The sequence below is a fragment of the Nostoc sp. GT001 genome, assembly GCF_030382115.1.
GTDB lineage: Bacteria > Cyanobacteriota > Cyanobacteriia > Cyanobacteriales > Nostocaceae > Nostoc.
This window is the reverse complement of record NZ_JAUDRJ010000002.1, coordinates 187373-214206: the sequence shown is the minus strand read 5'-3', so window position 1 is coordinate 214206 and position 26834 is coordinate 187373. Positions and strand designations below refer to the sequence as shown.

At 40.8% G+C, this 26834-nt stretch carries 19 protein-coding genes and 3 pseudogenes; 14 read left to right on the top strand and 8 right to left on the bottom strand.

The annotated features are described in order from the left end of the window. Positions 1-11: 11 nt before the first annotated feature. The 3 genes from QUD05_RS02640 to QUD05_RS02630 form a co-directional block, all read right to left on the bottom strand. On the bottom strand, positions 12-629 hold the full coding sequence (locus QUD05_RS02640) for a hypothetical protein (RefSeq protein ID WP_289794639.1): 618 nt from the start codon (positions 627-629) through the stop codon (positions 12-14). Positions 630-713: 84 nt separating this feature from the next. Beyond that, positions 714-1388 (bottom strand): cation diffusion facilitator family transporter, encoded by a 675-nt coding sequence (locus tag QUD05_RS02635; protein ID WP_289794638.1) that lies wholly within the window; start codon positions 1386-1388, stop codon positions 714-716. Between the two features lie 343 nt (positions 1389-1731). Then, entirely contained in the window at positions 1732-4206 is a 2475-nt protein-coding gene (locus tag QUD05_RS02630; protein WP_289794637.1) for a heavy metal translocating P-type ATPase, read from the bottom strand. A 129-nt stretch (positions 4207-4335) separates the two neighbouring features. Between QUD05_RS02630 and QUD05_RS02625 the strand changes: the two genes are divergently transcribed. The 6 genes and pseudogenes from QUD05_RS02625 to QUD05_RS02595 all read left to right on the top strand — a co-directional run bounded on the left by QUD05_RS02625 (position 4336) and on the right by QUD05_RS02595 (position 8947). Then, a complete protein-coding gene (locus QUD05_RS02625) occupies positions 4336-4731 on the top strand; it encodes an ArsR/SmtB family transcription factor (RefSeq protein ID WP_289794636.1) in 396 nt (131 codons plus the stop codon). Between the two features lie 380 nt (positions 4732-5111). Continuing rightward, positions 5112-5372: pseudogene (locus tag QUD05_RS02620) on the top strand (cation transporter dimerization domain-containing protein); the annotation flags it as partial. Positions 5373-5524: 152 nt separating this feature from the next. Then, on the top strand, positions 5525-6652 hold the full coding sequence (locus tag QUD05_RS02615) for an Nramp family divalent metal transporter (RefSeq protein ID WP_289794635.1): 1128 nt from the start codon (positions 5525-5527) through the stop codon (positions 6650-6652). Between the two features lie 57 nt (positions 6653-6709). Beyond that, positions 6710-7905 (top strand): annotated as a pseudogene (locus tag QUD05_RS33910) (ISAzo13 family transposase). Further along, on the top strand, positions 7905-8177 hold the full coding sequence (locus tag QUD05_RS02600) for a divalent metal cation transporter (protein ID WP_502911376.1): 273 nt from the start codon (positions 7905-7907) through the stop codon (positions 8175-8177). The pseudogene QUD05_RS33910 and the gene QUD05_RS02600 overlap by 1 nt, the downstream one beginning before the upstream one ends. A gap of 86 nt (positions 8178-8263) precedes the next feature. Further along, positions 8264-8947, top strand: coding sequence for a tetratricopeptide repeat protein (locus tag QUD05_RS02595; RefSeq protein WP_289794634.1), 684 nt, complete (start codon positions 8264-8266; stop codon positions 8945-8947). Positions 8948-8992: 45 nt separating this feature from the next. Here QUD05_RS02595 and QUD05_RS02590 read toward each other — a convergent pair whose 3' ends face one another. Beyond that, entirely contained in the window at positions 8993-10504 is a 1512-nt protein-coding gene (locus QUD05_RS02590; protein ID WP_289794739.1) for an IS5 family transposase, read from the bottom strand. A gap of 575 nt (positions 10505-11079) precedes the next feature. Then, positions 11080-11763: a HupE/UreJ family protein gene (locus QUD05_RS02585; RefSeq protein ID WP_289794633.1), complete on the bottom strand. Its 684-nt coding sequence runs from the start codon at positions 11761-11763 to the stop codon at positions 11080-11082. A gap of 720 nt (positions 11764-12483) precedes the next feature. Here QUD05_RS02585 and QUD05_RS02580 point away from each other — a divergent pair. From QUD05_RS02580 to QUD05_RS02565, 3 genes and pseudogenes are all read left to right on the top strand, one after another. Then, a pseudogene (locus QUD05_RS02580) lies at positions 12484-15605 on the top strand (efflux RND transporter permease subunit). A gap of 918 nt (positions 15606-16523) precedes the next feature. Further along, entirely contained in the window at positions 16524-16853 is a 330-nt protein-coding gene (locus QUD05_RS02570) for a DUF190 domain-containing protein (protein ID WP_289794631.1), read from the top strand. A gap of 9 nt (positions 16854-16862) precedes the next feature. Beyond that, on the top strand, positions 16863-17777 hold the full coding sequence (locus QUD05_RS02565) for a cation diffusion facilitator family transporter (RefSeq protein ID WP_289794630.1): 915 nt from the start codon (positions 16863-16865) through the stop codon (positions 17775-17777). 253 nt (positions 17778-18030) lie between these two features. Here QUD05_RS02565 and QUD05_RS02560 read toward each other — a convergent pair whose 3' ends face one another. From QUD05_RS02560 to QUD05_RS02550, 3 genes are all read right to left on the bottom strand, one after another. Continuing rightward, complete coding sequence (locus QUD05_RS02560; protein WP_289794629.1) at positions 18031-19002, bottom strand: arsenic resistance protein; 972 nt, start codon at positions 19000-19002, stop codon at positions 18031-18033. Positions 19003-19185: 183 nt separating this feature from the next. Then, complete coding sequence (locus tag QUD05_RS02555) at positions 19186-20820, bottom strand: SulP family inorganic anion transporter (RefSeq protein WP_354666109.1); 1635 nt, start codon at positions 20818-20820, stop codon at positions 19186-19188. Positions 20821-21547: 727 nt separating this feature from the next. Beyond that, positions 21548-22774, bottom strand: a complete 1227-nt coding sequence (locus QUD05_RS02550) for an ISL3 family transposase (protein ID WP_289794628.1) — start codon at positions 22772-22774, stop codon at positions 21548-21550. 467 nt (positions 22775-23241) lie between these two features. Here QUD05_RS02550 and QUD05_RS02545 point away from each other — a divergent pair, with 467 nt between their 5' ends. From QUD05_RS02545 to QUD05_RS02525, 5 genes are all read left to right on the top strand, one after another. Next, positions 23242-24057 (top strand): CemA family protein, encoded by an 816-nt coding sequence (locus QUD05_RS02545; RefSeq protein ID WP_289794627.1) that lies wholly within the window; start codon positions 23242-23244, stop codon positions 24055-24057. 126 nt (positions 24058-24183) lie between these two features. Then, complete coding sequence (locus QUD05_RS02540; RefSeq protein ID WP_289794626.1) at positions 24184-24648, top strand: DUF2808 domain-containing protein; 465 nt, start codon at positions 24184-24186, stop codon at positions 24646-24648. Positions 24649-25011: 363 nt separating this feature from the next. Beyond that, positions 25012-25500 carry a DUF2808 domain-containing protein gene (locus QUD05_RS02535; RefSeq protein WP_289794625.1) on the top strand — a complete coding sequence of 163 codons (489 nt, stop codon included), beginning with the start codon at positions 25012-25014 and terminating at the stop codon, positions 25498-25500. Between the two features lie 251 nt (positions 25501-25751). Further along, positions 25752-26225, top strand: coding sequence for a DUF2808 domain-containing protein (locus QUD05_RS02530; RefSeq protein ID WP_193915441.1), 474 nt, complete (start codon positions 25752-25754; stop codon positions 26223-26225). Between the two features lie 110 nt (positions 26226-26335). Next, complete coding sequence (locus QUD05_RS02525; RefSeq protein WP_289794624.1) at positions 26336-26815, top strand: hypothetical protein; 480 nt, start codon at positions 26336-26338, stop codon at positions 26813-26815. Positions 26816-26834: the final 19 nt, after the last annotated feature.

Here is a 26834-nt window from a genome sequence, read left to right as displayed (position 1 = left end):
GTTTGTAGTAGTTATTTGACTTTCGTCCTTTGCTTCATCCACCAAAAGGTTCCCAAACCTGCAATCATGACACCGAGCGCCATAGCTCCAGGAAACCATTGATTTCCAGACTTGGTTGACTGACTGGATGGTAATTCTTGCTCAGTTTTTTGATAACTTGTAACTGGTGCTGGTGTCGATGCTGCTACACCACTAGCTACTACTACCTCATACTGCATCTGGAAGGGTTTAAAATTACTTTCGACTTTGGGAGTGCAACCTAACTCTAACTGATAAGCTCCTGTTTTAGGAAAAACAACATCTGCACCAGGAATACCTTGATATCTCTCAACTGAAATCGCTTGCACCGTAGGCTGTAGCACAGGCGAATCTTTCTGTTTACGAGGTTGAGAGTAGACAGCCATTTGGCAATTCGCCTCCGACACTGGCAAGATTTTACCTCCCTTGCGGGTAAGTGCAATCCAGACTCTCGCTGTTTCTCCTGCTTTGGGACTGTGATTTGGTTCAACGTGCCAAGTACCAGCCACATCCCCCGATAGTTGAATGTTATGTGCTAACACTGGGGTGACGAGCAGTGACAGAAATACCGCTCCCATCAAGCTTATATTAATCTTTGATTGGTGTGACATTGTGGTGCATGGCAGCTGGTAGTCGAATTCTTAACTATGGCGATCGCTTCTGTCAAGAGACAAGGTGTCAAACTGAAGCGAACGTCATAGCTTGCAAGTAAGTTGAAACTGCCTCAGACTATCTTTAATTAGAGAAATAGCACTGATGCTCAAAAACAAGGCAACCAGTAAACTAGCTACTGCATCTGCCCATAGCCAATTAAAAAAATAAACACAACCAGCAGCCAAAATTACACCGATAGAACTGCCAGCATCAGCAATCCCATGTAAGAAAACTCCCCGCAGATTCAAATTATGATGACTATGTTTGTGCAATGGTTGGATAGTTAAGCCGTTAATTACTATGCTCAAGGTAGCTACAGCCAGCATGGGTAAGCCTGATACAGGTTGAGGATTTTGAAGACGTTCCACAGCTTCTAAAGCAATGAAACCAGCTAAAGTTACTAAACTCACCCCATTTAGTAATCCTACCCAAGCTTCTATTTGCTGGTACTTAAAATTCGTTTCACCCGAAGATTGACGCTCTGTTAACCAGACTACTAACACTGTCAATCCCAAAGTCACTACATCAGAAAATAGGTGTCCCGAACCTGCTAAAAGTGACAAACTACTATCCCAAAGTCCAACTCCTAATTCTATTAGGAATAGGCTACTTCGCAGCCCTAAAATAACCCAAAGTAACTCTAAGTTTTGTGTACTCTCTACAGCTTTAGTGTAGGGATAGTGGTAATGTCCCAATTTTTGGTTAGTGAAATTCATAATTATTTTTTTTTGCATTCAACGCCTCTAATGCGAAAGTTGAGGAAATTTGAAGAAATGGAACATATTTTAAAAGTAAAAAATGGGATATCTAAGACAATTTAAAGCTACTAAAAGTTTTACTGTCTGTGCATATTGGGTATGTCACCTAATCTGACTCAGCAATAGATATACAGCAGTTTGCAAGTAGGTGAAGTATAAATGCAGGACTCAAAATCAAATATACAAACTTTCTGCCTCCTGCCTCACAACCTGTAAATTTGTACTTCATGCACACGAAAACTGCTGTATCTTTAATTATGGCGTTCGCGTAGCGGCTGCTTTGCAGCATCGCCCGCTAATATTAATCCTTGACAGCCTTGGTTCTAAATAGCCGCATTCCATTTGCAGTAACTAATAAGGAAGTCCCTGTATCTGCTAAAACAGCTACAGCTAACCCAACAAACCCAAAGGTTCCTAATAGCAGAAATAAACCTTTTGTTACTAAAGAAAAGACAACATTCTGTTTAATTACAGATACAGTGCGACGGCTTAGTTCTACTGCATAAGCAAGTCGTCTCAGGTCACTTCCTACGATCACGACATCTGCTGTCTCCAGAGCAATATCTATTCCACCAACTGCAAAACTAATATCCGCAGCAGCAAGCGCAGGAGCATCGTTAATACCATCTCCAACCATACCTACTACTCCTGTTTGACGCAGAAGTTGAATTTCTTCAAGTTTATCTTTTGGTAGCAGTTCTGCCCGGTACTCTGTAATTCCAACTTGCTGGGCAATCTGTTTAGCAACGGCAGTACGATCGCCCGTTAGCATTACTAATCGCTTTAATCCAACCCGCTTCAACTGTCGCAGGGCTTCCGTCGCTTCCAAGCGAATACCATCAGAAAGTGCGATCGCTCCTAATAACCCTTCATTTGTTCCTACCAGCACCGGAATTTGACCGAGTTGTTCAATAGAAGCTAACAAATATTCAGCTTCACCAGATAAGCGAATACCTTGGTCTAAAAACAACCGTTGATTGCCTATGAAGTATAACTGCTCCTTAAAGTTCGCCTGAATCCCTTTCCCAGGTAGTGCAGTAAAGTTAATAGGTGTTTCTAACTCCATCCCTTGATCGTGAGCCTTGGCTACAATTGCCTTGGAGAGGGGATGCTCAGACTGTTGCTCAACTGAAGCTGCAATCAGTAATACCATGTTTGCGCTTACCTTGCCAAGGTCATAAACCTTCTGTACAACGGGTAGTCCTTGCGTAATCGTACCAGTTTTATCAAAAGCAAAAGTAGTCAAACGTCCAGCCGTTTCCAGCGCATTACCCCCTTTGAACAAAACGCCCTTACGAGTTGCTGCACCAATGGCGCTAACAATCGAGACAGGAGTAGAAATTACTAAAGCACAGGGGCAGGCTATTACTAACATCACCAATGCCCGGTAAAGCCAGACGTTGAACGATTGAGCAAATGCCAACGGTGGTATTAAAGCAATGGCGATCGCTGCTAAAATGACTATCGGTGTGTAAACCTCTGCAAACTTATCCACCCACTGCTGCGAGGGTGCGCGGCTTTCTTGAGCTTGTTCCACAAGATTAATAATTTTGGCAACAGTTGTATCGCTAGCAGTGTGAGTAACTTTGACTTCTAAAAAGCCTGTCTGATTCAGTGTCCCAGCAAAGACATTATCACCTGGAGCTTTATCTTCTGGAATTGATTCTCCTGTAATTGGAGACTGATCGATGGCGCTTGCGCCAGAAACAACTACACCATCCAACGCCACACGCCCTCCTGGTCGAATTGTCAAAGTTTCACCTAGCTGAATACTTTCGACGGAAACTGTCACCTCCTGACCATTCCGCTTGACGGTAGCAGTGGGCGGAGTCAAATCCATCAGGGAGCGAATGGCATTGCGAGTGCGACCAAAGGTGAAAACTTGCAGTGTTGTACCAAAAGTGAACAAAAAGACGACTAGCGCCCCTTCAAACCAGTCCCCTAAAATTACAGCCCCAATCACCGAAATCGTCATCAGCAGATTCATATCGGCGCGGCGCAAGCGCAATTCAAATAAACCAGCCCGTGCGATCGGATAGCCAGTAATTACTATGCCGATGCCATAGAAAGCCCGTGCTACCCAAATAGGTAGCGCTAGATTTTGAGAAATTAAGCCCAAAACTAAGCCTATACCTGCAAGTATGACACTCTGCCCCCGGCGATTTTCAATCCAGAATCTCCAGCTTGCCAGGTCTGACTTTTGTTTTGGCTTGTTTATTGGCTTTTCGTGTTGGTGTTCGTACTCACGATCGCTTACGGCGGGCGTTTCGCCATCGCAAGAATCAGTATGATGATGGGAACTTGCCTCAACACCCTCCTCAACTGTATAACCCAAACTTTTAATCCGATCATAAATTGCCGTCTCATTTACCAGTTGCGGGTCATAGGATACTTGCAATCGTTCGCTGGCAAAGCTGACCGATGCTTGTTTTACGCCTATTATCTTCTGCACCCCAGCCTCAATCGTCTTGGCACAGCTGCCACAATCCATCCCGCCGATTTGTAGTTGTAGCATTTTCACAGGAGTTACATCGACGTTATGGTCATGACTCTGTTCAACCGCATAACCCAAACTTCTAATTTGGTCATAGATAGTCTTTTCACTCAAGACTTCTGGGTTATAGGAAATCCTGGCTTTGCCTGTCGTAAAGTTTACTTTTACTTCTGTAACACCATTTAACTGCTGCAAACCGACTTCAATCGTCTTGGCGCAGCTTCCGCAGTCCATACCACCAATTTGCAAAGTTTGGCTTTTGAGAGAAGGAGTTTGAGTCATGGCATTACAACCAAGGCAAAAAAGTTAACTGCCAATATTCTAATACAACAATTGAATAGATGTTCAACTGTACAATACTTTAATTTTAGTTAAAATTGAAAGTGATAACCATTGCCTATACTTAATGCCATGAACAAGCGCCAAAGCGAAGAAGAGTTGGTATTGCTTCAAAATGCAGGCGTACCAAAGTGTGATACCCATTTGGTGCATCTGGATAATGTGCGGTCAATTCAAACACAAATCTTGTCTATAGACAAGGCAAAACAAATGGCAGAAGTCTTTGGAATACTTGGAGATCCGAATCGTCTGCGGCTGATATCAGCTTTGGCCTCCCAAGAATTATGTGTTTGTGATTTAGCTGCATTGATGAAAATGACGGAATCAGCTGTTTCTCATCAATTGCGATTATTAAAAGCGATGCGTTTAGTCAGTTATCGTCGAGAAGGTAAAAATGTTTATTACAGCTTGGCTGACAATCACATCATCAATTTATATTCCTCTTTGGCAGAACATTTAGATGAGTGAAATGAACCAACAATGGCGTATATAAAAATACTTACCAAGCATATAGCGCTGATGAGTGTAGAAAACCAGCCCTTTCAAGGTGATGAAATTTGGAACAAAGGTTAGTGATTTCAACCTTCAAAAAGCGCAAAATCTGAGCAGAGGATTCAAGATGGTAGCACTGAANACACATATCTTCGTTGGTCACTTTGAAAGGGCTAGTGTATAAAACTTGAATTTTGGCGTTTTTACTTAAAACATTTTAGTATAATTTATTACCATCACTGGTTTTAATGGCAACTAATTAGCAAAGTACGGTGACGTAGAGAATGTGACTTATCATGATCTGCGGGATGAGAGTAGCGATCGCTTCCAGCTTCGGCAAAGCAAAAAATATGGATATCTTTGCTACTTATGAAAAGCAGAGTATTCAATTCCATGCCCTAAGAACGCGAGTAGCAGGGGCGCGTAGATTTGTCTCATTCCACGTCTTAGTGCCAGGAGAGTGGTCATGGTATCATGCACTGTGTGAGGAGATAGAGCTAACGATTATGCGATCGCTGCCAGAAACCTATGTCCTTACCCATCTTGAACCATTGGAAGACCCAGTATCGTGGTATGACCAGAACTTAGATAGGACAATTAATATTAGTAGGGATTGAGCCTGAGCAGAATCCGAAGGCTAGGGAACCTACTAGAGCTTAAATTGCAACTTCCCCGCAAGGAAGGAAAAATTTTGCCACTACAGATTGATGTTTAGTCCAGATTTTCTGACATTATGAAAAGAATATGAAAGAATTTCCCTAGAAAATAAATGACTCGCCCCGAAAAGCGCCCCAGTCTCCCTGAAGTTCACCGCAGTATTAAAATTCCCAACAGTAAGAGCTTTTGGCCCAAGATGTTGGCTTATGCAGGGCCAGGGTATCTGGTTTCAGTCGGATATATGGACCCTGGCAACTGGGCAACAGATATCGCTGGGGGGTCTAAGTTTGGCTATACCCTGTTGACAGTAATTCTGCTGTCGAACCTGATGGCAATATTACTGCAATCGCTATGTGTGCGTTTAGGTGTTGCCACAGGACGAGATTTGGCACAGGCTTGTCGAGACTATTTCAATCCAAGGGTGAGCTTTTGTTTGTGGGTACTGTGTGAGATTGCGATCGCAGCTTGTGACTTGGCAGAATTACTGGGAAGTGCGATCGCCCTGCAACTTTTATTCGGTATTCCCTTGCTATGGGGTGTGTGCATCACTGCGCTGGATGTCTTGGTATTGCTATTCCTGCAAAGTAAAGGCTTTCGCTATACAGAAGCTTTGGTAATAATGCTGGTAGCAACCGTAGGCATCTGTTTTACAGCGGAAATTCTCTTCTCCCGACCTGATATGGGCGGAATTTTGTTAGGATATCTGCCTAAAAAAGAAATTTTACAAAACCCAGAAATGCTCTACATTGCCATTGGCATTTTAGGCGCAACAGTAATGCCTCACAACTTATATTTACACTCCTCTATTGTGCAAACTCGTGATTGGCAACCTAATACTGAAAAAAAATGGGAAGCGATTAAGTTTGGTACAATTGATTCAACTTTTGCTCTATCGTTGGCACTATTTATCAACTCAGCCATTTTAATTGTGTCTGCCGCCACATTTCATTTTTCTGGGAATCAAAATGTAGCAGAAATTCAAGAAGCTTACAAACTGCTTTCACCATTATTAGGCGTTAGTGCTGCTAGCGCCATCTTTGGGATTGCCTTACTTGCTTCTGGGCAAAGTTCGACACTAACTGCAACCCTGGCTGGGCAGATTGTCATGGAAGGCTTTTTACAATTTCGCCTTCCATCCTGGTTACGGCGTTTAGTTACCCGTCTGCTTGCTATCATTCCAGCGTTGATTACAATTAGGGGCTTGCAAGAAAATAAAATACCAGTCATTCTAGAAGAATAGGAGGCGCGGATCTGCCCGCGTTTGCTCTGAATTTCTAGAATTGGAATCACAGGGTTCATGCTTACCGACACCATAAAATCTACCTTCAAAGATGCAGCCAAGAAACTAACTGGCAGCTGTAAAAGAGACTTCATGGCAAAAGTTACTGAAGATTACTTCGATAGTTCAGCACGCATTGCAGAAACAGTTTTAGGATGGAATCGCTCCTGTGTACAACTTGGCTTGCATGAACGGCGGACAGGGATAGTCTGTGTGGATAACTATCATGCAAGGGGACGACATAATAGTGTTGAGATTCTGCCCAATTTAGAAGCAGATATTTGTTCTTTGGTAGATGCTCAAGCCCAAGCAGATCCAAAATTTCAATCGACCTTTCTATATGCTCGTATCAGTGCCAGAGCGGTACGAGAAGCATTAATCAGTGAAATAGGTTATGACCACAGTCAATTGCCGTCTCGTCAAACTCTGGGGAAGATTCTTAATAGCTTGGGGTATCGCCTAAAAAAACACAAAAAACAAAGCCCTTGAAAAAGATTCCGCAAACAGATGCCATTTTCGACAATGTGTTTCAGGAAAATCAGGCATCGGATGAGAATCCCAAATCGTTGCGAGTCTCTATCGATACTAAAGCCAAGGTGAAGATTGGCAATCTTTCCAGAGGTGGTAAAGCTCGGACACTGGAAGCAAAAGCTGCGGATGACCACGATACACAGTGGGAGGCAGTCTTAGTTCCTTTTGGCATTCTCAACACACACAGTGAAAAGCTTACGATTTACTTAGGTCAGTCGGCTGAAACCAGTGATTTTATTGTCGATTGTTTAACTGCTTGGTGGTATGAGAATCAACACGATTACCAAGATTATGATGAATGGGTGATTGACCTTGATGGTGGTGCAGCAACTCGCAGTAACCGCACACAGTTTATCAAACGTATGGTTGAACTGTCTCAAGCAATTAATTTAAGAATCCGACTGATTTACTATCCTCCGTACCATAGCAAGTACAATCCCATAGAGAGGTGTTGGGCAGCCCTAGAGAACTATTGGAATGGCGCAATTCTGGATTCGATTGAAGTTGCCATCAAGTGGGCTTCCAATATGACTTGGAAAGGGATTGCACCCATTGTTCACCGTGTTGAAGCAACCTATGAAAAAGGAATCAAGGTTCTCTCACAAGAGTTAGAACACTACCAAACCTTCTGGCAACCTTCCGAAACTCTACCTAAATGGGATATCACAATTTTCCCCGTTTAATTGGTATCTTATTTTCTTGCAAATCCCTTATTATCTTTGGGGAACATAGTACAAGTCGCCTTATAGTTTTAAGTCAAGTTATCCTCAGTTTGCAGTTACCGTTTGCAGTGATTCCTTTAGTGATGTTTACAAGTAACCGTCGCTTAATGGGAGAATTTGTAAATCCTTTGTGGCTCAAATCTCTAGCTTGGCTGGTTGCTATTATTATCGTCGGGTTAAATGTTTGGTTGCTATTACAAAGTATTTTGATTTGGCTGGGTTTCAATCTCTAAATCTCTCGAAACCGCTTAGGATGGATCTAGTTGAGAAAAATCTCGTGTATCTGTCTTGATATATCTATCAAGGAGAAAGTCAAGCCATGAACCATATTCGCAAAGCTGTTGCCATTCTGGGAATAACGAGTAGCGTACTGAGTGGAATACCTGTTGCTGTCCATGCTGCACAGGAAGCACCAACGCGCATCCAACAGATGAATTTTCAGGAATACCATAACCAGGGAGTGCAAAAGCTTGAACAAGGCAACTTCAACGGCGCAATAGAAGATTTTAGTCGGGTAGTACAGTTAAATCCCCGATACTACGAAGGTTTTTGCCTCAGAGGTTTAGCAAAGTCTCAATTAAGAGATTTTAAAGCAGCCGTTAGCGACTTCGATCAAGCACTGCGACTAAACCCCAACCATACAGATGCTTACAACGGTCGAGGAACTGCTCATGCGGAACTAGGAAGTATTGAAGCGGCCATTACCGACTTTAACCAAGTACTAAGAATTGATCCGAAGTCTGTAGATGGTTACTACAATAGGGGCTTTTTGAATTATAGACAGGGAAATCACAAGCTGGCGATCGCAGATTTTACCCAAGCACTACAAATCAACCCTAACTTAGCTGATGCCTACGGCAATCGAGGACTTTCTGAATATGCTTTAGGCGATCGCAAAAGTGCTATTACTGATTTACAGCTTGCTGCAAGTCTGTTTCAACGGCAAGGAGATACTCTTCGGTATAAGCAAACACAAGCTCTCCTTCAGCAGATTCAGCCCTAAGTAGGGCTTGCTGAAAAAGTCATAAAAAAGCAAGATCAGGATTGGTCAGTTATTCAAGCAAGCCCTAAATATAAGTTTTTGTTGTTTTTGATTGGCTAAACCATAATTTTCAATAATATTAGAGGGAAAAAAAGGTGTTATTTTCAAAAATAGACATAAAAAAGTACTCTTAAAGCGTGACAGTTGAGTAGAAAGATTCATTACTAAAAAAGTAATAGCAATTGCAGTTTTAGAAGTATGAGACAGTTTCGCCATCACTCTACCCAGGCTAAATCTTCTTTTAGCTTGTCCAAACTTTCCCTCAATAGAATTACGAATTCTTTCATCTTCTAAAGCTTGCTTCTTTTTTTCCTTACTTACATTGGCTGGAGGTCTGCCTAAAGGGTTTCCACTAATTCTAATACCTCGTTCTTTACACCAAGCTCGATTCTCTCGTGTCCGGTAAATTTTATCAACATGAACGGATTCTGGATAATAGCCAGTGTAGTTTTTAAATGATTCTACTTGTGCTTTTAAGTCTCCTGATTCATTAAAATTATCCCAACTAATATGGTCTAAAAATATAAACCCATCAAAGCAGCTAGCCGACAATTTTGCTCCAAATTCCACGGATTTACCAGCTTTTCCTCGGACAATGGGACGGATATGTGGTTGAGTTAAACTGACGATACGATCATCAATACTTTGTTTTTTATTTTCATATAACCAGAGCATTTGACGATAGACTTCTCCGACTACAAGTAACATCTTATATTGTCTGTTTATTAAATTTTCTAGAGTTGCTCCTGAACTGATTAGCTGGTCAATATGAAATAAGTTTCTTTTAATATATTGAAGCTGTTTTCTTATAGCTTTTCTCCGGTCTTTTTGGGAAACACGACGTTTTTTAGCTACTTCTAGATAATCTTTTCTTGCTACCTGCCGATATGTTCTAGGTTTTTTATCTAATTGACCCAGTACCTGTTCATAAAGAAAGTCTATAATTTTTTCTGTCTGCCTTCTGGCTTGATTTAGTAGCCCTAAATCTGTTGGATAGCTAATATCACCTGGCGCACAAGTGGCATCTAATATTAATTTCCCCAGATTTTTTGGACTAGTTACTTCTTTTTCTGATTCTTCTGTTTTTTTTTCATTGTCAATCGAAGATGTTGTCTCAAGCATCTTCTTCACCATTTTTTGATTAACTTTGTTAACAAAATCAGCACTAATTCTTTCACGAAAGTGTACTAACATTGATGCGTCAAATGGAGTTTCATTACTATAAGATGATATGCCTATAAAATACTGTAGATAAGGGTTCTCTTTGATTTGCTCTACTGTTTCTCTGTCACTTATGCCTAGTTTCTCTTTTATTATTAATGCACCTAACGCCATCCGAAATGACTTTGCTGGTGCCCCCATCTCTGCGGAGAACCCGGAAGAATATTCCGACTCAAATTCTGTCCAGGGTATGAAATTTGCCATAAGTACCCAACGATTATCTGATGATAACTTTCCCTCAAATGGAAGTTCAAAATTTTCTGGTGGAATTGGAGTTGATTCTTCTTTTCGGTACATGGTTACATCGGATACACGCTTATCTCGTCTGACCACAGTCATGCAAGGATTTTGGGCTATTTTACCTTCAAATCTTGCACCGGAATATACTTCTTTGGTCTGATAATCTAGATACTGCAACCTTTTCTTTTTTTTCAGCAAGCCCTAAGTAATTCAAAATAATTGTCAAACCCAACTTTTCAACAAACCTTACGGAATAGTTGGGTTATTCAATTAAGGATTTAATGTTTCGCCGTTCTACACCTATATCGACAGTTAACTCGGCACAGTCATGTAATAAGAAAATTGCAATGCTAGACTTTACCGAAGAAGAAAGCAATGCAGCTATTTGGTTGCGACTGCCCATATTGTATGAATTGTCTACGCGTCCTGCGCGGTCAAGCACCAATGGTTTACTAGTATTTTGATTGTAAGGAAAGTTAGGTGTATTCTATTTGTTATGTGTCTGCTGAGTTTGGCATCAAGATTTTAAGTAGTAATACTATAAAAAATTCACAACTTTTATAATCTATTGAGGTGGGTTAGCGTGATTCATAACCCACCAATCTGCAAAATTTTAATTAAAGCCTTTGCTCTTAACCAACGAGAGAAGTGGTCAAGAAAACAACTCCTATTGAACAAATAGCCAAACCAATAAATTGCAGTATCTTTAAGAATTGATTGGCAAATTTTTCGCTTACAACTTTACCAATTAGTAACGCACCGATAGCAATCCCATATTGTATTAAAGTGAAGCCTGCTAGGTAAGCTACTAGCGGTGTCATTTGTGCGCCGACAATGGACTCACCGTAAGCATAACCATGAAATAAACCAGCAACTGCTCCTAACAAAGCTAGCACAAACCAATTAGGTTTTTTCGATAGCAGTAACATTGCACCAAAAGCAATCACCGAACTAGCGATGACGATCTCACTTAAGGGTAAATCGAATTTCAGTATATGAATTCCAGTTCCAGCCATAGCTGTCAAAACGAAAGCTACTGGAATTAACAATCCATTTTGTTGTCTAGCACTAAGTAAACCAATAGCAACCACAAAGGCAAAATGGTCAAGACCAATAACGGGGTGGGCTAACCCAGACAAAAACCCTTCAAAGAAATTAGACGGTGTTTTACCACCAATGGCATGATGTGCTAAAGCTGGATGAGCAGCACTTAAAAGTCCTATGCAAGTTAAGAAGGCAATTCCTAAGTAAAACTTTGTTGAAGTTACCGTTGATGATTTTTGTTTGTAGTTAGCAACAAGCTGGATTTTTAACACTGTGTATCTCCCAATATTAGAGTTTAAATAGATCAATAAACATCGTGACTCAGCAACCAGAGCGTGATAGTCGTTTAACATTAAAGTCTCCCTGTTAACGCTGGTAACTAACTCCTCCAGAACCGATGTAGCATTCAGACAATATCGGATTGTGTACGGTTGCACTGAATATATTGGCAATAAATTCATATTTTTTAACTATTTTATTATGCAAGTTATCAATTCTCTTAACCGCCCTTCAAAAAGATCCTTTTTGGGAATATGATATGCGGCAAAGATAGAGAGAATAGGTTAAAAACTATGCCCAATATATATTGCAACGTTCTCCAGCAACGGCTAACGAGATAAGTTCACGATTTGGAGGGTTAAGTCCTCAAAACACCCCGAAAACCTGTTTCTCCGTAGAAACAAGCGTCAGGTATAGGCTCTAAAGCCCTTGTTCCATAAGGCTTCCAAAATTACCTTCCAAGTCGTGATTGCAACCTTCTGCCGGGTTCCCATTGGAATTACCAATTGCGAATTAGATTGACTGTTGATGGTTTAGTAACAATGCTCAAAAATTCATCCCACGCTTCCTGAAGGGACAGACGTGAGGCAACTTGAAGTTTAAGCTAAAAATTTCATCTCAATTTCATCTTCATTTGGGAGAGTAGGTAAAGTACTTGATCTTTAAACTTACTTAGCTGCACAGCAAGCAGACATCCCTTAAAACATTTAAAAATGCTTAATTCTATTGTTAAATGGTCGATTGCTCAACGCTGGCTAGTAGTTATTGCTTCCATCCTCATATCTGTTTGGGGCTTTCTCGGCCTTACGCAAATGCCACTGGATGTATTTCCCAACTTTGCTCCACCCCAAGTGGAAATTATGACCGAAGCCCCAGGACTTGCCCCAGAGGAGGTTGAATCCCTAGTTACTCGACCGATAGAAAGTTTGATTAATGGCACTCCCGGACTAGAAGCATTGCGTTCTTCCTCAGCTGTAGGTCTTTCGGCTGTGAGAGCGACTTTTAGCGTGGACACAGAAATTTATCGCGCTCGTCAATTGGTGACAGAACGGTTGCAACAAGCACGCAGTCAACTACCGCAAGGTGTAGACAACCCAGAGGTTCTGCTTGGTTAGTTCCCCCTTGGGATGGACTGTCAAATATGCCTTTACTTCTGAAACCACTCCGATGATGGAGGTCTGGCGGATTGTCAACTGGCAAGTGAAAAACCGCCTGCTTGCTGTCCCTGGTGTAAGTAATGTCGTCATATTTGGTGGGGATGAGCGTCAGTATCAAGTACTGGTAAACCCCGATAAACTGAAGGCGTTTAATGTTTCTCTTGATGATGTCACCAAAGCAGCACAAGCAGCCAACGCTAATGCACCAGGGGGATTTTTAATTACTCCCGACCAAGAAACTTTGGTGCGAGGGGTAGGGCGGATTGAATCTATTGAACAGCTGAAGAAATCAGTAATTAAAGCCAAAAATGGCACGCCAGTATTGTTGGAACAAGTGGCGGATGTACAAATCGGTGCAGCACTCAAACGCGGCGATGGCAGTTTTGCGGGTAAAAAAGCGGTAATTTTGACAATCAACAAACAGCCAACAGCAGATACGCCAAAAGTGACGAAGGCGGCTGAGACAGCAATGGAGGAAATTCAAGCTGGTCTGCCTAAAGATGTCAAAATTACAACTACTTTCCGTCAGGAAGATTTTATCGAAGCCTCGCTCAAAAACGTTGAAGAAGCTCTGCGTGATGGCACAATCATCGTTTGTGTCATCTTGATTTTATTTCTGATAAATTGGCGCACGGTGATCATTACCTTGAGCGCGATTCCCGTGTCTTTATTGTTGGGAATGTTGATCCTGAATTGGACGGGACAAGGCATCAATACGATGACTTTGGGCGGGCTGGTTGTTGCGATTGGTTCGGTGGTGGATGATGCAATTGTCGATATGGAGAACGTCTACCGCCGTTTGCGAGAAAACCAGACAGCAGGCAATCCTGTGCCACCACTGCAAGTTGTTTTTAATGGCTCAGTGGAGGTGCGGGTGAGCGTGTTATTTTCGACAATTATTATTGCAGTCGTCTTTGCACCAATCTTTGCGCTTTCTGGGGTGGAAGGTCGGATTTTTACACCAATGGGTATAGCTTATTTGCTGTCAATTGGCGCTTCTACCTTAGTAGCACTGACATTGACTCCAGCACTGTGTGCCCTTTTGCTAGTAAATCGGCGTTTACCAAGTACAGAAACTTGGGTTGAACGATTTTCTCACCGTCTGTATCGCCCGTTTTTGAAATTTTCTCTACGTCGCCCCAAGATTATTTTGACAGGTGCAATCGCTAGTTTTGTGGCTTCAGTCATGATATTACTCTCCTTAGGGCAAGTTTTTTTACCAGAATTCCAAGACCGCTCTTTGGTGATCGCCGCAGTTTTAATGCCTGGTCAATCTCTGAATGCCACTAATCAAGTAGGGTTAGCGATCGAAGAAGCCCTGAAAAACAATCCTGCGGTTGAAACAGCTCAACTGCGCTCTGGACGGGCTGTGGGGGATACTGAGGTAGCTGGTGTAAACGGGGCGGAAATAGATGTTCAACTCAGCGAGGAGGGGGCAAAAGATCGAGAAAAAACAATTGAAATGATTCGTCAAGAATTTGATAAAATTCCCGGAGTCGTTCCCAATATCGGCGGGTTTATTTCGCATCGGATGGATGAGGTACTCTCAGGTGTACGGAGTGCGATCGCTGTGAAAATTTTTGAGCCCCGATTTGGAACAACTCCGCACCCTTGGTCAACAAGTACAATCAGCTATGGGCCAGGTTTCGGGTCTAGTAGATTTGCAACTTGAACCGCAAGTACCAATTAAACAGGTACAAATTCAATTCGACCGCGATGCAGCAGCCCGCTATGGTTTAACTATTGGCGAATTGTCAGAGGTAGTAGAAACTGCACTGAATGGGCGAGTCGTTTCCCAAGTATTGGAGGAACAACAGACCTTTGATATGGTGGTTTGGTTGGAAGAAAAATACCGTAACAATATTGAAATTATCGGTAATTTGCTAGTTGATACACCCAACGGACAAAAAATTCCCTTAGCTCAAGTCGCAAAAATCAATTATGGTACAGGCCCCAATACCATCAACCGCGAAAATGTCTCCCGCTATATTGTCGTATCCAGCAATGTGGCTGGACGAGATTTAGGTTCTGTAATTAAGGATATTCGGGAGAGAGTTAAGCAACAGGTGCAATTACCCTCTGGATATTTTATTGAATACGGTGGTCAATTTGAAGCACAAGAAGGAGCGACAAAAACTTTACTTTCGGCTGGTGGATTAGCTTTTGTTGCGATCGCAGTCCTGATTTACTTTGCTGTCAAGTCGATTCCTGCCACCATCATGATCTTGCTAAACTTGCCTTTAGCATTAGTGGGTGGAGTCATTTCCATCGCCTTAGCTGGCGGTATTCTCTCTGTAGCTTCGATGGTAGGATTTATTACCTTATTCGGCGTTGCTACACGGAATGGGCTATTACTGGTTGAGAACTACAATTCTAGGATGGCAGAAGGACAGCCTCTGCGGCAGGCTTTGATGGAAGGGTCGGTAGAAAGGTTGGCTGCTATCTTAATGACGGCGCTAACATCTGCTCTGGGTATGGGGCCCTTGGTAATTGGTAGTGGAGCTGGAAAAGAAATCCTCCAGCCACTAGCCGTTGTAGTGTTAGGTGGATTGTTTACCTCAACCGCTTTAACCCTGTTAGTGCTTCCGGCTTTGTATGTACAGTTTGGTAGATTTTTGGTGCCAAGAAAGGCTGAACCAATTATTCAGCCAGAAATTGCAGGAGAAGCCAGAGCCTAGCACAACAAGGCAAAAGTCAAAAGAAATAATAGTCATACCACAAGCTTTTTACAAATCCCAGATGGTAGGTTTATTTCCGCGCCGATGCACTAGTTTTTAATTTACAAAACATCAAGGAGTTTGAATTAATGAAATTTCTGAAGACCAGTTTAGTAATTGTTAGCAGTGTCGGATTAATCTTTTTGGGTGCTTGTAATGCTGGGAATCAAGCTGCTAACTCGGAAAGTGCTACCAAGACTGCAACTACAGAAACAGCTGCAAAACTGAACCCGTTGCTAAAACTGGGGAAGCGCATAATGAAAACGACGGTCATGGCCATGATGAANAAAGGTGGTCACTCCAATAGTGGAGAGAAGCGTAGCAGTCAAGTTGTAAATTCGGGCAAATATCATTTAGAGTTCACACCAGATATAGAACAAGATTCTACTCATTTAGATATAAGCGTACACGGAGAGCAGGATCAAGCAATTACTGATGCCAAGCTCACGGCTCAAGTTCAGCTACCAGATGGCAGTAACAAAACCCTACAAGTTCCTTATAATACCGAGGAAAAGCAATACACAGCAAAGCTGCCTGCAACTGCAACGGGAGAGTATAAAGTTGTTATTCAAACGGATGTAAAAGGTGAAAAATTTAATGGCCGCTTTACCTTTAAACGATAATCCGAGCAATTGAAGAAGAATGCAGAATTCAGAATGGGCTACGCCCCGCTGCGCTAACAGAATTCAGCAATCTTGACGCTCTGGTGCGATCACTGCCCGTAGCTTGCTTCTCGGCAGAAGTACGCAGACTCGCTCTAAGCGTTCGCGCAGCGTCTCGTAGAGAAGCTATCAGTGGGGGATTCAAACCCGCCACTGATTGTTCGTGCTTGCGTCACGTAGTGTTCGCAAAGCGTCTCACCAGTATAGGAAAAGCTATATGACAACATGGAAACAATTAACAATTTATGTTAGCGAGTTGGATTGTTGGGAACATCAACCCCTTCATCAAGTTCTGCTCGGAATGGCTCGCAGACAAGGATTAACAGGGGTAACGGTAGTGCGGGCAATTTCTGGATATGGCAAACATGGCGTTTTTCGTACTCAAAATGAGCTAGACCCTTCTACTGAGTCCTCTGCACTACCGCTTCTCGTTACGGTTATTGATAGTGAAACTGCAATAACCGAATTTTTTTCCTTAGTCAAACATCTGCTTAAAGACAAGTTTGTTACTTGTCAAACCATAGAAGTTTTCTCTACTGGAGCGTGAAAGGTAGTCATGTCCCATAATCATAGTCATGGACACGACCACGGTGGCAGTAATTACAACCGTGCCTTTGTTATCAGTGTTGCCCTCAACACAGGATTTGTCGTCATTGAGGCAACCTATGGCATTGTTGCTAACTCCCTTGCCTTGCTTGCTGATGCGGGTCACAATTTGAGTGATGTTCTGGGTTTACTACTTGCTTGGGGCGCAAGCATCCTCGTCCGTCGTCGCCCGACATCACGTCGCACCTACGGGCTGCGTCGTTCTTCAATTTTGGCTGCGCTTTTAAACGCTGCTTTTCTCCTAGTTGTTTCTGGCGGTATTGGCTGGGAAGCAATTCAACGGTTTCGTGAACCTGCTCCGGTAGCAGGAGGAATAGTAATTACAGTAGCAGCTATAGGAGTTTTCATTAATACAGTAAGTGCTTTAATGTTCTTGTCGGGGCGTAAAAGTGACTTGAACATCAGAGGCGCATTTTTGCATCTAGTTGCAGATGCTGCGGTATCTGTAGGGGTTGTACTAGCTGGTATTGCAATTATTGCTACAGGTTGGCTGTGGTTTGATCCAGCGGTGAGTTTGATTGTTACTGTGGTGATTGTAGCTGGCACTTGGGGACTTTTACAGGAATCCTTGAATTTGATTACAGATGCTGTACCAGCAGGAATAGAACCTTTGGCTGTCCGTACTTATTTAACCGAACTCCCTGGCGTGGCTCAAGTTCACGACTTGCATATTTGGGCAATGAGTACCACAGAAACAGCACTCACTGTTCACCTTGTCATCCCAGCAGGTTATCCCGGTGATACTTTTTTAGCACGGGTAGTCCGTGAGCTTCACGACAATTTCAGCATTGAACACCCAACCATTCAGGTGGAAATAGGCGATCCGAGTTACCAATGTCCTTTTGCTCCTGATAACCTAGTTTAATTCAATTGTTGGGTATTTAGTAACGGGTACACTCTTCTACACTCTTAGCTACATCTACTAGTTATGGTGAACTGCAACTGTTCTAATCTCGATGAATGTGTTGCAACTGTTGGTGCAAGGAACTGCAAACTATAACGTCATGGACGCTAATTCCTCTTTTTATGCAACACTCTAACTGTCAATCTTTTACGAACGATGTGGGCTGAACAAAATCATAACTGGGTCAGGTAGGGAGATTATAACGCCAATTTAGCTATCTCTCCATCTGAGAATACTGCCCTTTACGACGCAGAAAGAGCAACAACTGGGAGACTAGCACCATGACAGGCAGTTCGATAAGTGGTTCAATAGCCAAAACAAGGATAATCAAAGGACGCTCAGGAAAAACAGATGTAGCGATCGCCAATGCAAGGGGTGAATTACGTGCAAGTGTTGTGCAACTGAAGCAAGCAAAGTCCTCATAACTAAAGTTGCCGAGCCGTGCAATCACTTGAGTCAGCAAAAAGGTAATTCCATAGAAAATAAGGATAGGTGGTAACATTTTTAGCAGCACATCTGGACGCTGAATTAGGGTTTGCCCCTGCGAGGCAAATACCGCTGTAATTGCCAAACACAGAAATAGCGTTTGCCCTGCTGCTATTTTCAGTGGAATTTCACGCCAAAACCCGTTTACCTTTGGTATTAGCCACTTAGCGATAAACGCTAAAAGCATAGGAACAGCTAAAACCAGCACAATGCTTTCGAGAAAAATTGCTGTATCAATCTTCTGTACCATTTTTCCAACAAAAACTAACAGATAGAGGGGCAGGAGAACCACTTGCAAAATCATGTTCCAAGGAAGTAAGGTTGTAGCTAAAGCAACATTTCCTTTGGCAATCCCTGTAAAAATGAGATACCAGTCAGTACAAGGTGTGACCATCAGCATAATTAGCCCAACCCAAAGATCGGGAGAGTCCCGTAGGAAAATAGCTCCCAATCCCCAAACAAAAACAGGTGTCCAAAGGAAGTTCATCCCCAAAATAAGTCCGGTCATTTTGTAGTTTTGAAATGCCTGACCTAAACGATTAAGTGGAATATTTAGAAACACCCCATAAAGCATGGTCATCAAGGATGGAACAATCAAAGATACAGCATTTTCCTCAACCCATTTGATTTGTCCCAGTATCAGCCCAATTAAGATAGCAATGATGACAAATACAGATTGGAGTTTTTCAGTCAAACTCATGTTGAGATGTCTTGATTAAGTCTTTGAAGAAAACAATAAATACGCTTTAGATATCGAACAGCAATATTGAACAATCTATTCCTAACCGCATTTTCTAGATTATACTATGTCCCAATCTTAACCATGCTTGGAATCTGATGCTGTCTAGCACCACTCTCCGGAATAAGCAGACAGCGAAGATTTCTACGTCGCTCTTTGCGATCGCCCAATGACAAACGGTTGGCGGTAGCGCTCCACCAAACCATCCCACTGCACAACGAGGGTGCTTCCCGTCTGCTTCTGTTGCTTCTCCCACATTGAGAACAAGTCGAGGCAAGAGTGGTCAATGTAAGATAGCTTTTCTAGGTGCAGATGCAGTGCAGTTCTTGGTGGAACCTGTTCTAGGGCTTTTGCAAGCATTGGCAACCGAATAAATGTTGCCGCCCCTTCTAAGTACATATCAATCCGTTGATTTTTTTCATCTTTTTCAAAGTGAATTTTCAGATGAGATACTTTGTAGATCAGCTTGACCGCTGACAGTACAATGCCGATTAGCACGCCAGTAAGCAAATCGGTAACGACAATACCGATTAAGGTGGCAAAGTAAATCGCCAGAGGAAAGCGCCCGTACTGCTTTAGCTTGCGGATTTTCTCTACTTCCACCAGCTTGTAGCCCGTGTAAACTAGAATCGCTGCCAGACTGGAAGTAGGAATTAGCTTTAGAACATCCGGTGCAGCAATCACCAGAGCCAGTAGCCACACGCCGTGAAACATCGTGGCAAGTCTCGTTTTACCCCCTGCTTCCACGTTAACGGAACTGCGGACAATCACCCCTGTCATTGGTAGCGCCCCCAGCACTCCACAAATCATGTTACCAAAACCTTGCGCGGCCAGTTCGCGATCAAAATCCGTTTTTTGTCCCTGGTGCAGTCGGTCTACTGCGGCGGCTGAGAGTAGGCTTTCTGCACTGGCGATTAAGGCGATCGCTATTGCTTCCATAAGCAGTGGTGCCTGAAGCAGGCGCATTAAGGAACCAGGCGTTGGCAATTGAATTGCAGAAGCAAGATTAGCAGGCACATCGATGTATTTAATTGGCAGCTTCATGATGGCGGCGATCGCAGTTGCTACCACCACAGCAATCAGAACACCAGGTAGCAAGTTCAATCTTCGAGGCTTAAACTTATCCCAAACTACGAGGGTGAAGATGCTAACCAGACCTATAAGCGCAGCAATTTGATGGCTGGTTCCAGCAATTTGATGATTGTTGGCGTCGCTGAAAAAGATACCCTTGTAGATGGCGTTGGGAATAGAAATTAGGTTCTCAATTCCGCTCGCGCGTGGCAAGTCATCGACCATTACGTGGAATTGAGAAGCGAAGATCAGTACGCCTATACCTGCAAGCATTGCATAGATCACTGCCGGAGATATGGCGCGGAACACCTGACCCAGCTTGAATACTCCCGCCAGCAATTGGATTAATCCTGCCAGCAGAAGAATAGGCCCGAGCATTTCAATGCCGTAATCGCGGATCAGTTCTGCGACAATGACAGCCAGTCCAGCAGCCAGGCCGCTGACTTGTAGTGGGGAACCTGCGATCGCGCCAACAATAATTCCGCCTACCATTCCTGTCACTAAGCCACGAGCTGGAGGCACTCCCGAAGCGATCGCAATCCCCATGCACAGAGGCAGTGCGACAAGAAATACAACTATAGATGCCAATAGGTCGTCGGTGATGAATCGTTTGTCAAAGATGTCTCTGATTGCCATTTTTTTAGTTGTAGGTACGTGGACATAAAAAAACAGCCAACCAACTGAAATGCCTTTAAAGGGCTGTGCCACCCACACAGACGAGTTACAATCGTTTGGAAAATTGCCAACCTTTTTGGATGGATGTCTAACTCCATCATTTACGCGTAGGAATCCAACCTCAAGGGTTGAATACCAAAGCTAGCAATTTCTTTAAACGTTTACGCCTTGATAATCTTTGCGGCACACAGATAACTTATTAAAATTGACTGTTTTTTTCGGATAATCTACTTATCTGGCAAACTTGGTAATACATTTCTCAAATTCAGCATAGAGTCCTGTTCCTCGCCATAACTGACCCCAACCCTCTGAGTATATTGGGGTGGTTTAAAGCAGATAAAGTGCCCTATTATCAATAATTGAACCTTTAGTTTATATCAAAGTTTTAACTTTGAGTCAAGCAAATTTAGTAGTTATATCTCCTCATGGAAAATGATAATTATTCCTGAATTTGGAAAAAAATAATAATGCATATTTATCAATAAAAAAGTTTCACTAATTATTAAAACTCCCAAATATTTTGACTCTATCCAGGTTTTTATGGAAAATTCAATCTTATAGCTTAACCTGACTTGCTCTCCCGTTATAAGATTTAAATTTAGGAATTTATCCCAGCATTAACTTCTGTCTACAGGAGTAAGTTTTTTATCTCAAATCCTCTAAAAATTTCATGTCAATTTCATAATTTTGTAGTAAAACTTAAGCCAAGCAATCTACTTAATAGAAGAAAATTTGGCTCTCCCAGACTAGATATGTTAAATTAACAACAGAAATACCAATTGAGTAAAATCCTTCTTCTAAAATTATTAAAGTTAGTTAAGCCATAAGCCCTTCTTTTAATGAGCTTAATTTTCTGATTAATCCCCTCAACAATACCTTGAGTAGTTCTGTGATCAAAATAAGCGAGAATCTCATCTATCCATCTACTAATGGTTCGACAACTTTTTGGGAAAAATTTATAAGCCTTTTCTGTCCATTCCAGGAATTTATATAATGCTTCATCACTGGTTATGTGACTTTCAAATATATCTCTAATTGCTTCTTTATTTCGATACATTTCTCCTAATTCTGGAGCGAGTTTTTGCAGGGAATTTATCTTGACTTTTTCCTCATCATTGAGGCTTTCTTTTTTCTTTAATAAAGGGTATTTACTGTGAGTTAACCCTGCTAATTTCTCCTCTCTCTCTTGCCGATTTTTAATTTTGACTGCTGCCCGTTTTTCCTGCTTTCTTCTTTCATCTAACTCCTGATTTATTTGTTTCATTACATGGAATCTATCGGCTACTACTTGAGCATTTGGTAGCATTTCTTGGATTAAACTTTTATAGGGTATCCATAAGTCTATACTGACTTCTTCTATTTGATTTAATACCTCCGAACCCAGGCTTGACAAGTATTCTGCTATGACGGTTTTATTTCTTTTCTCCAACAACGTTATTGGTTTTCTTGTTTCTAAATCTACTAATACAGCCGCATAGTTTTTTCCTCCTTTTAGCTGGGTTATTTCATCTATACCTAACTTTTTTAGCTGAAGAGGTTTTTCTTTGAGTAAATCAGCTTCTTGTTCTTTTAATAAGGTTTCTACCTCCGATGCTGTCATTCTATTTCTGATGGCTGCACTCTCTACATTCGTTTCTAATACTTCCTTAATTACTTTCATCGCTAGTCTTTTTGTATAGGTTCTTCTAGTTTTTATAAAATCTAGTGACTCACTGAAGACTTTGCGACATTTTGTGCATCTCAATTGCCGACGATTTACCTTTAACAATACTTGATAATCACTCAGAGGTATATCTCTAACTGTATACCAATGATTTTGATGGATTTTATCAGTTGTATGTCCACACTGTGGACATTGACCAACTTTTAGCTTATTTTCGACTTCTATAACTATTTCATCCTCAGTGATAAAGTCATAATTAATAACCTTGATATCTTCAAGATTAATAACTTTAGTAATAAAGTGCAGTAAGGGATTAGATGGCATATTTATTAAATTACTAATTTTATTTCAACCTTTTTTATATTTTCTAGTTCTAATTATTTTTGTATATCTACCCCAGACTCGCTTTGAGATGTTTTTTATGATAAAAATATGGGCAGTTATCTATTTTATTTATAGTATTTTATCATAACCACTCTAGGAGAGCCGAAAATTTGAATCTATTGCATATCAATGTAATTAAATTGTCTATACTAGATTTTAGTTTCATGCTCCTTATTTTTAAAGCTTAATCAGACTTTTGGTCATACAGTAACTAGTTATGACCAAAAGTTTGATTTTTTATTATTGAATATTTAGTTTTCGATGATTTATTTCATCCTAATTTCATCTTGATTATATATAGTAAATTTTAGGAGCTTATTCCTTGGCTTTGCTCCACACTATTTTCAGGCTTTTTAGTTCAGCCACAACGGTAATACTACTAGCCTGACTTTATCGAACAAATGAGAATGAAACCTAATCCAAAATATCAAAAAGCTAGCTTTGTTCCTCGGTCGATAATACAAACTCTGGAAAAGCTAAAACAAGCACTAGAGCCAAATGCAGAGCATAAGGTTGTTGAAGAGTTTCGCGCTTCTCGTCAGAGAACAATTAGTTCTCTCCGTTATTTGTTAATTCTATTTATTGTTCCATTATTAGTGAATAATCTGTTTAAAACATTTGTAATTCAACCTTTGATTTATAAATACTGGAGCCAAGAAGCATCAGAAATTTTCTTAAATTCTTCTCAGGAAGAAAGAGCCTTAAGTGAATTGAAAAGATTTGAGCGAAAAATTCAATTTGAAGCACTGCTAGGAAAAGCTCCAGAACTTTCTTCAAATATTGTAGAACAGAAGGTCAAAGTTCAGGCTATTGCGTTATCCCAAAAATATAAAACTGAAAGTATTGATGCAGTTGCTAATATCTTTGCTGATATACTTTCATTATTGTCATTTATTATATTATGTGTATTTGGTAAGCAGCAGCTTACCACTATTCAATTTTTTAGTGCCGACTTAATGTATGGCTTAAGCGATTCCGCGAAAGCTTTTTTCATTATTCTTGCTACTGATATCTTTGTCGGCTATCACTCTACCTATGGTTGGGAAATAATTTTAGAAAACACCTCAAAGCATTTTGGTCTTCCAGAAAACAAAAGTCTGATTTCACTATTCATTGCTATTGTCCCAGTTGTCATGGATACAATTTTCAAATATTGGATTTTTCGCTACGTCAACCGCAGTTTTCCTTCAGCCGTGGCTACCTACCATAGCATGAATGAATAATTTTCCCAAACCAGCCAAAATTTCATCTTGATTTCATCGTGACCTGTCAAACTCATAATGTAAAGGTTCGTTCAATAAGCAAAAATATGTAGCTTATTTTACATAAAAATTACTTATAAATTCCAGATGAAGAAAACATTGATTTACACAAGTACAGTGTTTGCTCTTGCCACTACAGCTTTCATTTCCCTTAGTCATGCAAGTGCTAAGGAGACTAATATTGATAATGATTTGCAATATCCTGCTAATAGTTGGCGGCTTGTCAAACATACTTTTCGGTTAAACATCCCTCAAAATAACAACCCTCTTTCCCAACTTATTATTGAAACTCCATCTACTGTAGCAGTGAGTAATAACATTGATGTCTTCGATGCGAATGGTCAGAAAATTAATACTAATATTTCCGTCAATGGCAAACAGATTATTATAGATTTCCCTGAAAAGGTTATTTCTAACACTAAACTCTTAGTTAATTTTAATCAAGTTCAACAACCAGTGACAGGCCCAGCTTCTGTATACCGCTTTTCAGCTAAGGTTGTTGGTAGTGAGGTAGAGATTCCCGTTGGTGTAGCTCAATTCCCTACATTTTAATCCTTAAGTTTTGAAATTCATCAAAAATTTCATCTTGATTTCATTCCGACCTGTCAAACTGATCAATAAAGGTAGTATACCTTTTGAACTTCAAACGGTAAACAAGTCAACGGTAATATTTCTAACTTCCTTTAATTAACGTGTAAGCGTAGACTGACTTTTCATGGAAATTTTTGAAAATGTTGGTATTCCGAGGTGTAAAAGTGTAAAAACTTAAAACCTTTACACCTAATCTTTTTTTCACATTGTGAAAAGTAAGAAACGTAGAAAGTAGTTAAATTTAGTTTTACCAGATTGTTACGTATTGATTTATCACAGGTTCATTTTGATTTGCTGACATTAATGATTAAGTGAGGAGTAAACATGAAGAAAGTGTTAGTTTATGTTGCTATATCTACTTTAGCTGCTGCACTTTTAATTCCTGCCAACTATGCAAGTGCTAATGAAGAAGATGGTAATGTTCCTCATATTGATGGTAACTCTCAATTTCCTCAGACTCGCTGGTCGCGTGTTAGACATACTTTGCGAGTACACGTTCCCAAAAATAGCAAGAGTGTTTCGCAGTTAAAAATTGAAGTTCCAAATACTATCAGGTGGAGTGATAATACTAATGATGTTGTTATAAACGAAGATAATGGCAGAAAAATTAACACTAATGTTTCTGTAAATGGCAAAACTATATTACTAGCTTTTGCTGAACCAATTGTTCCTAATACTAAGCTAAAGATTGATATCAAGAATGTCAAACAACCATTTCTTGGTAATGGCCCCGTCTACCATCTATCTGCTAATCTTGTTGGCACTAATGCAGAAATACCTATAGGTGTAGCTAGATTTCGTATAAATCCTTAAACTTAGCGCTATTCAATCAATAAAGCTCCTGAAATTTAACTTATCTCTAAGTTAAATTTCAGGAGCTTTTGTGATTTTTTAACCCCATTTTTTTAAATATTATTAATCATTAATAATTTTAATTGTTGCATCTAATAACTATATTTTAAATTTTACTTAACATAAAAATATTTCATCTCTATTTCATCAATACCTTTCACAATTATAGATATAGAGGTAATTAACCGATTAACAAAACAAGGAGAATATTGATGAAAAAGCTGATTTACACATTTGCTTTTACCTTAGTTATTGCATCTTCAGTTCCTACTGCTTGGGCGAAAAATCCAAACGATGCTAAATTTTCCCATCTCGGAAATAGTGCTGCTGTTCCTAATGATGCCCGTACCATAGATGCTACTCATAAGTTTGATGTTCATGTCCAAGGTAAAGCTCTTTCAGAATTGGCGATTGATTTACCAGAGGGGGTAAGTATTGATAAAGGAATTGAAGTCCAAAATAAATTAGGTCAAAAAATTCCGACAACGGTTTCCATTAACAACAGAAAAGCTACAGTAGCTTTTTCGGAACCAGTAGCCCCTGGTACAAGCATATCAATTCGTATGAAAGGAGTTAATACTCCAGGTTATGAGGAAACTTGGCATTATCCAGTATCTGTCAAAAAGGTTGATATGAAAGAAGAAATTCCACTTGGTTTAGCCCGGATTCAGACTTACGGTGGCTAGGCTGAATAACTGCTGTTAATTTTAGCTGTGGCTGTTAACTAAATTAATCGGTAGCTATAGGGTGGGATGGTGGATCTTCCTTACCCTACATAATCTTGCCGGAGTTAGTTATGAAAAAGTCAATTTATGCGGGTGCAGCATTTTTTCTAATAGTAACTTCTTCATTTCCATCTGCTTGGGGAAGCGAAAACAAGGACAATTTCAAAGTCTCCTATATTGGTAATGGCGTAGCATTTCCTAGCACTGTTGGGTTTTCAGGTGCAACGCATGAGTTTCAGGTTCATGTTCAGGGACAATCTCTATCAGAACTGGCTATTGATTTACCCGATGGTGTAAGCATTAACAAGGGAATTGAGATTCAAAATCAATCTGGTAAGAAAATTGATGCTCAAGTTTCTGTAAATAACCAAACAGCTACAGTGATTTTCTCCCAATCTGTGGAACCGCAGACAACGCTCTTAGTTAAGGTGCAAGGTGTTAATACATCATTTCGTAACCACGTTTGGTTGTACCGAGTGTACGGCAAAATGCCTAATCTAACAGCACAAATTCCTCTTGGTACAGCTCGAATTCAAACTTACGGTCGTTAGGTACTCAAACTTGGCTTCC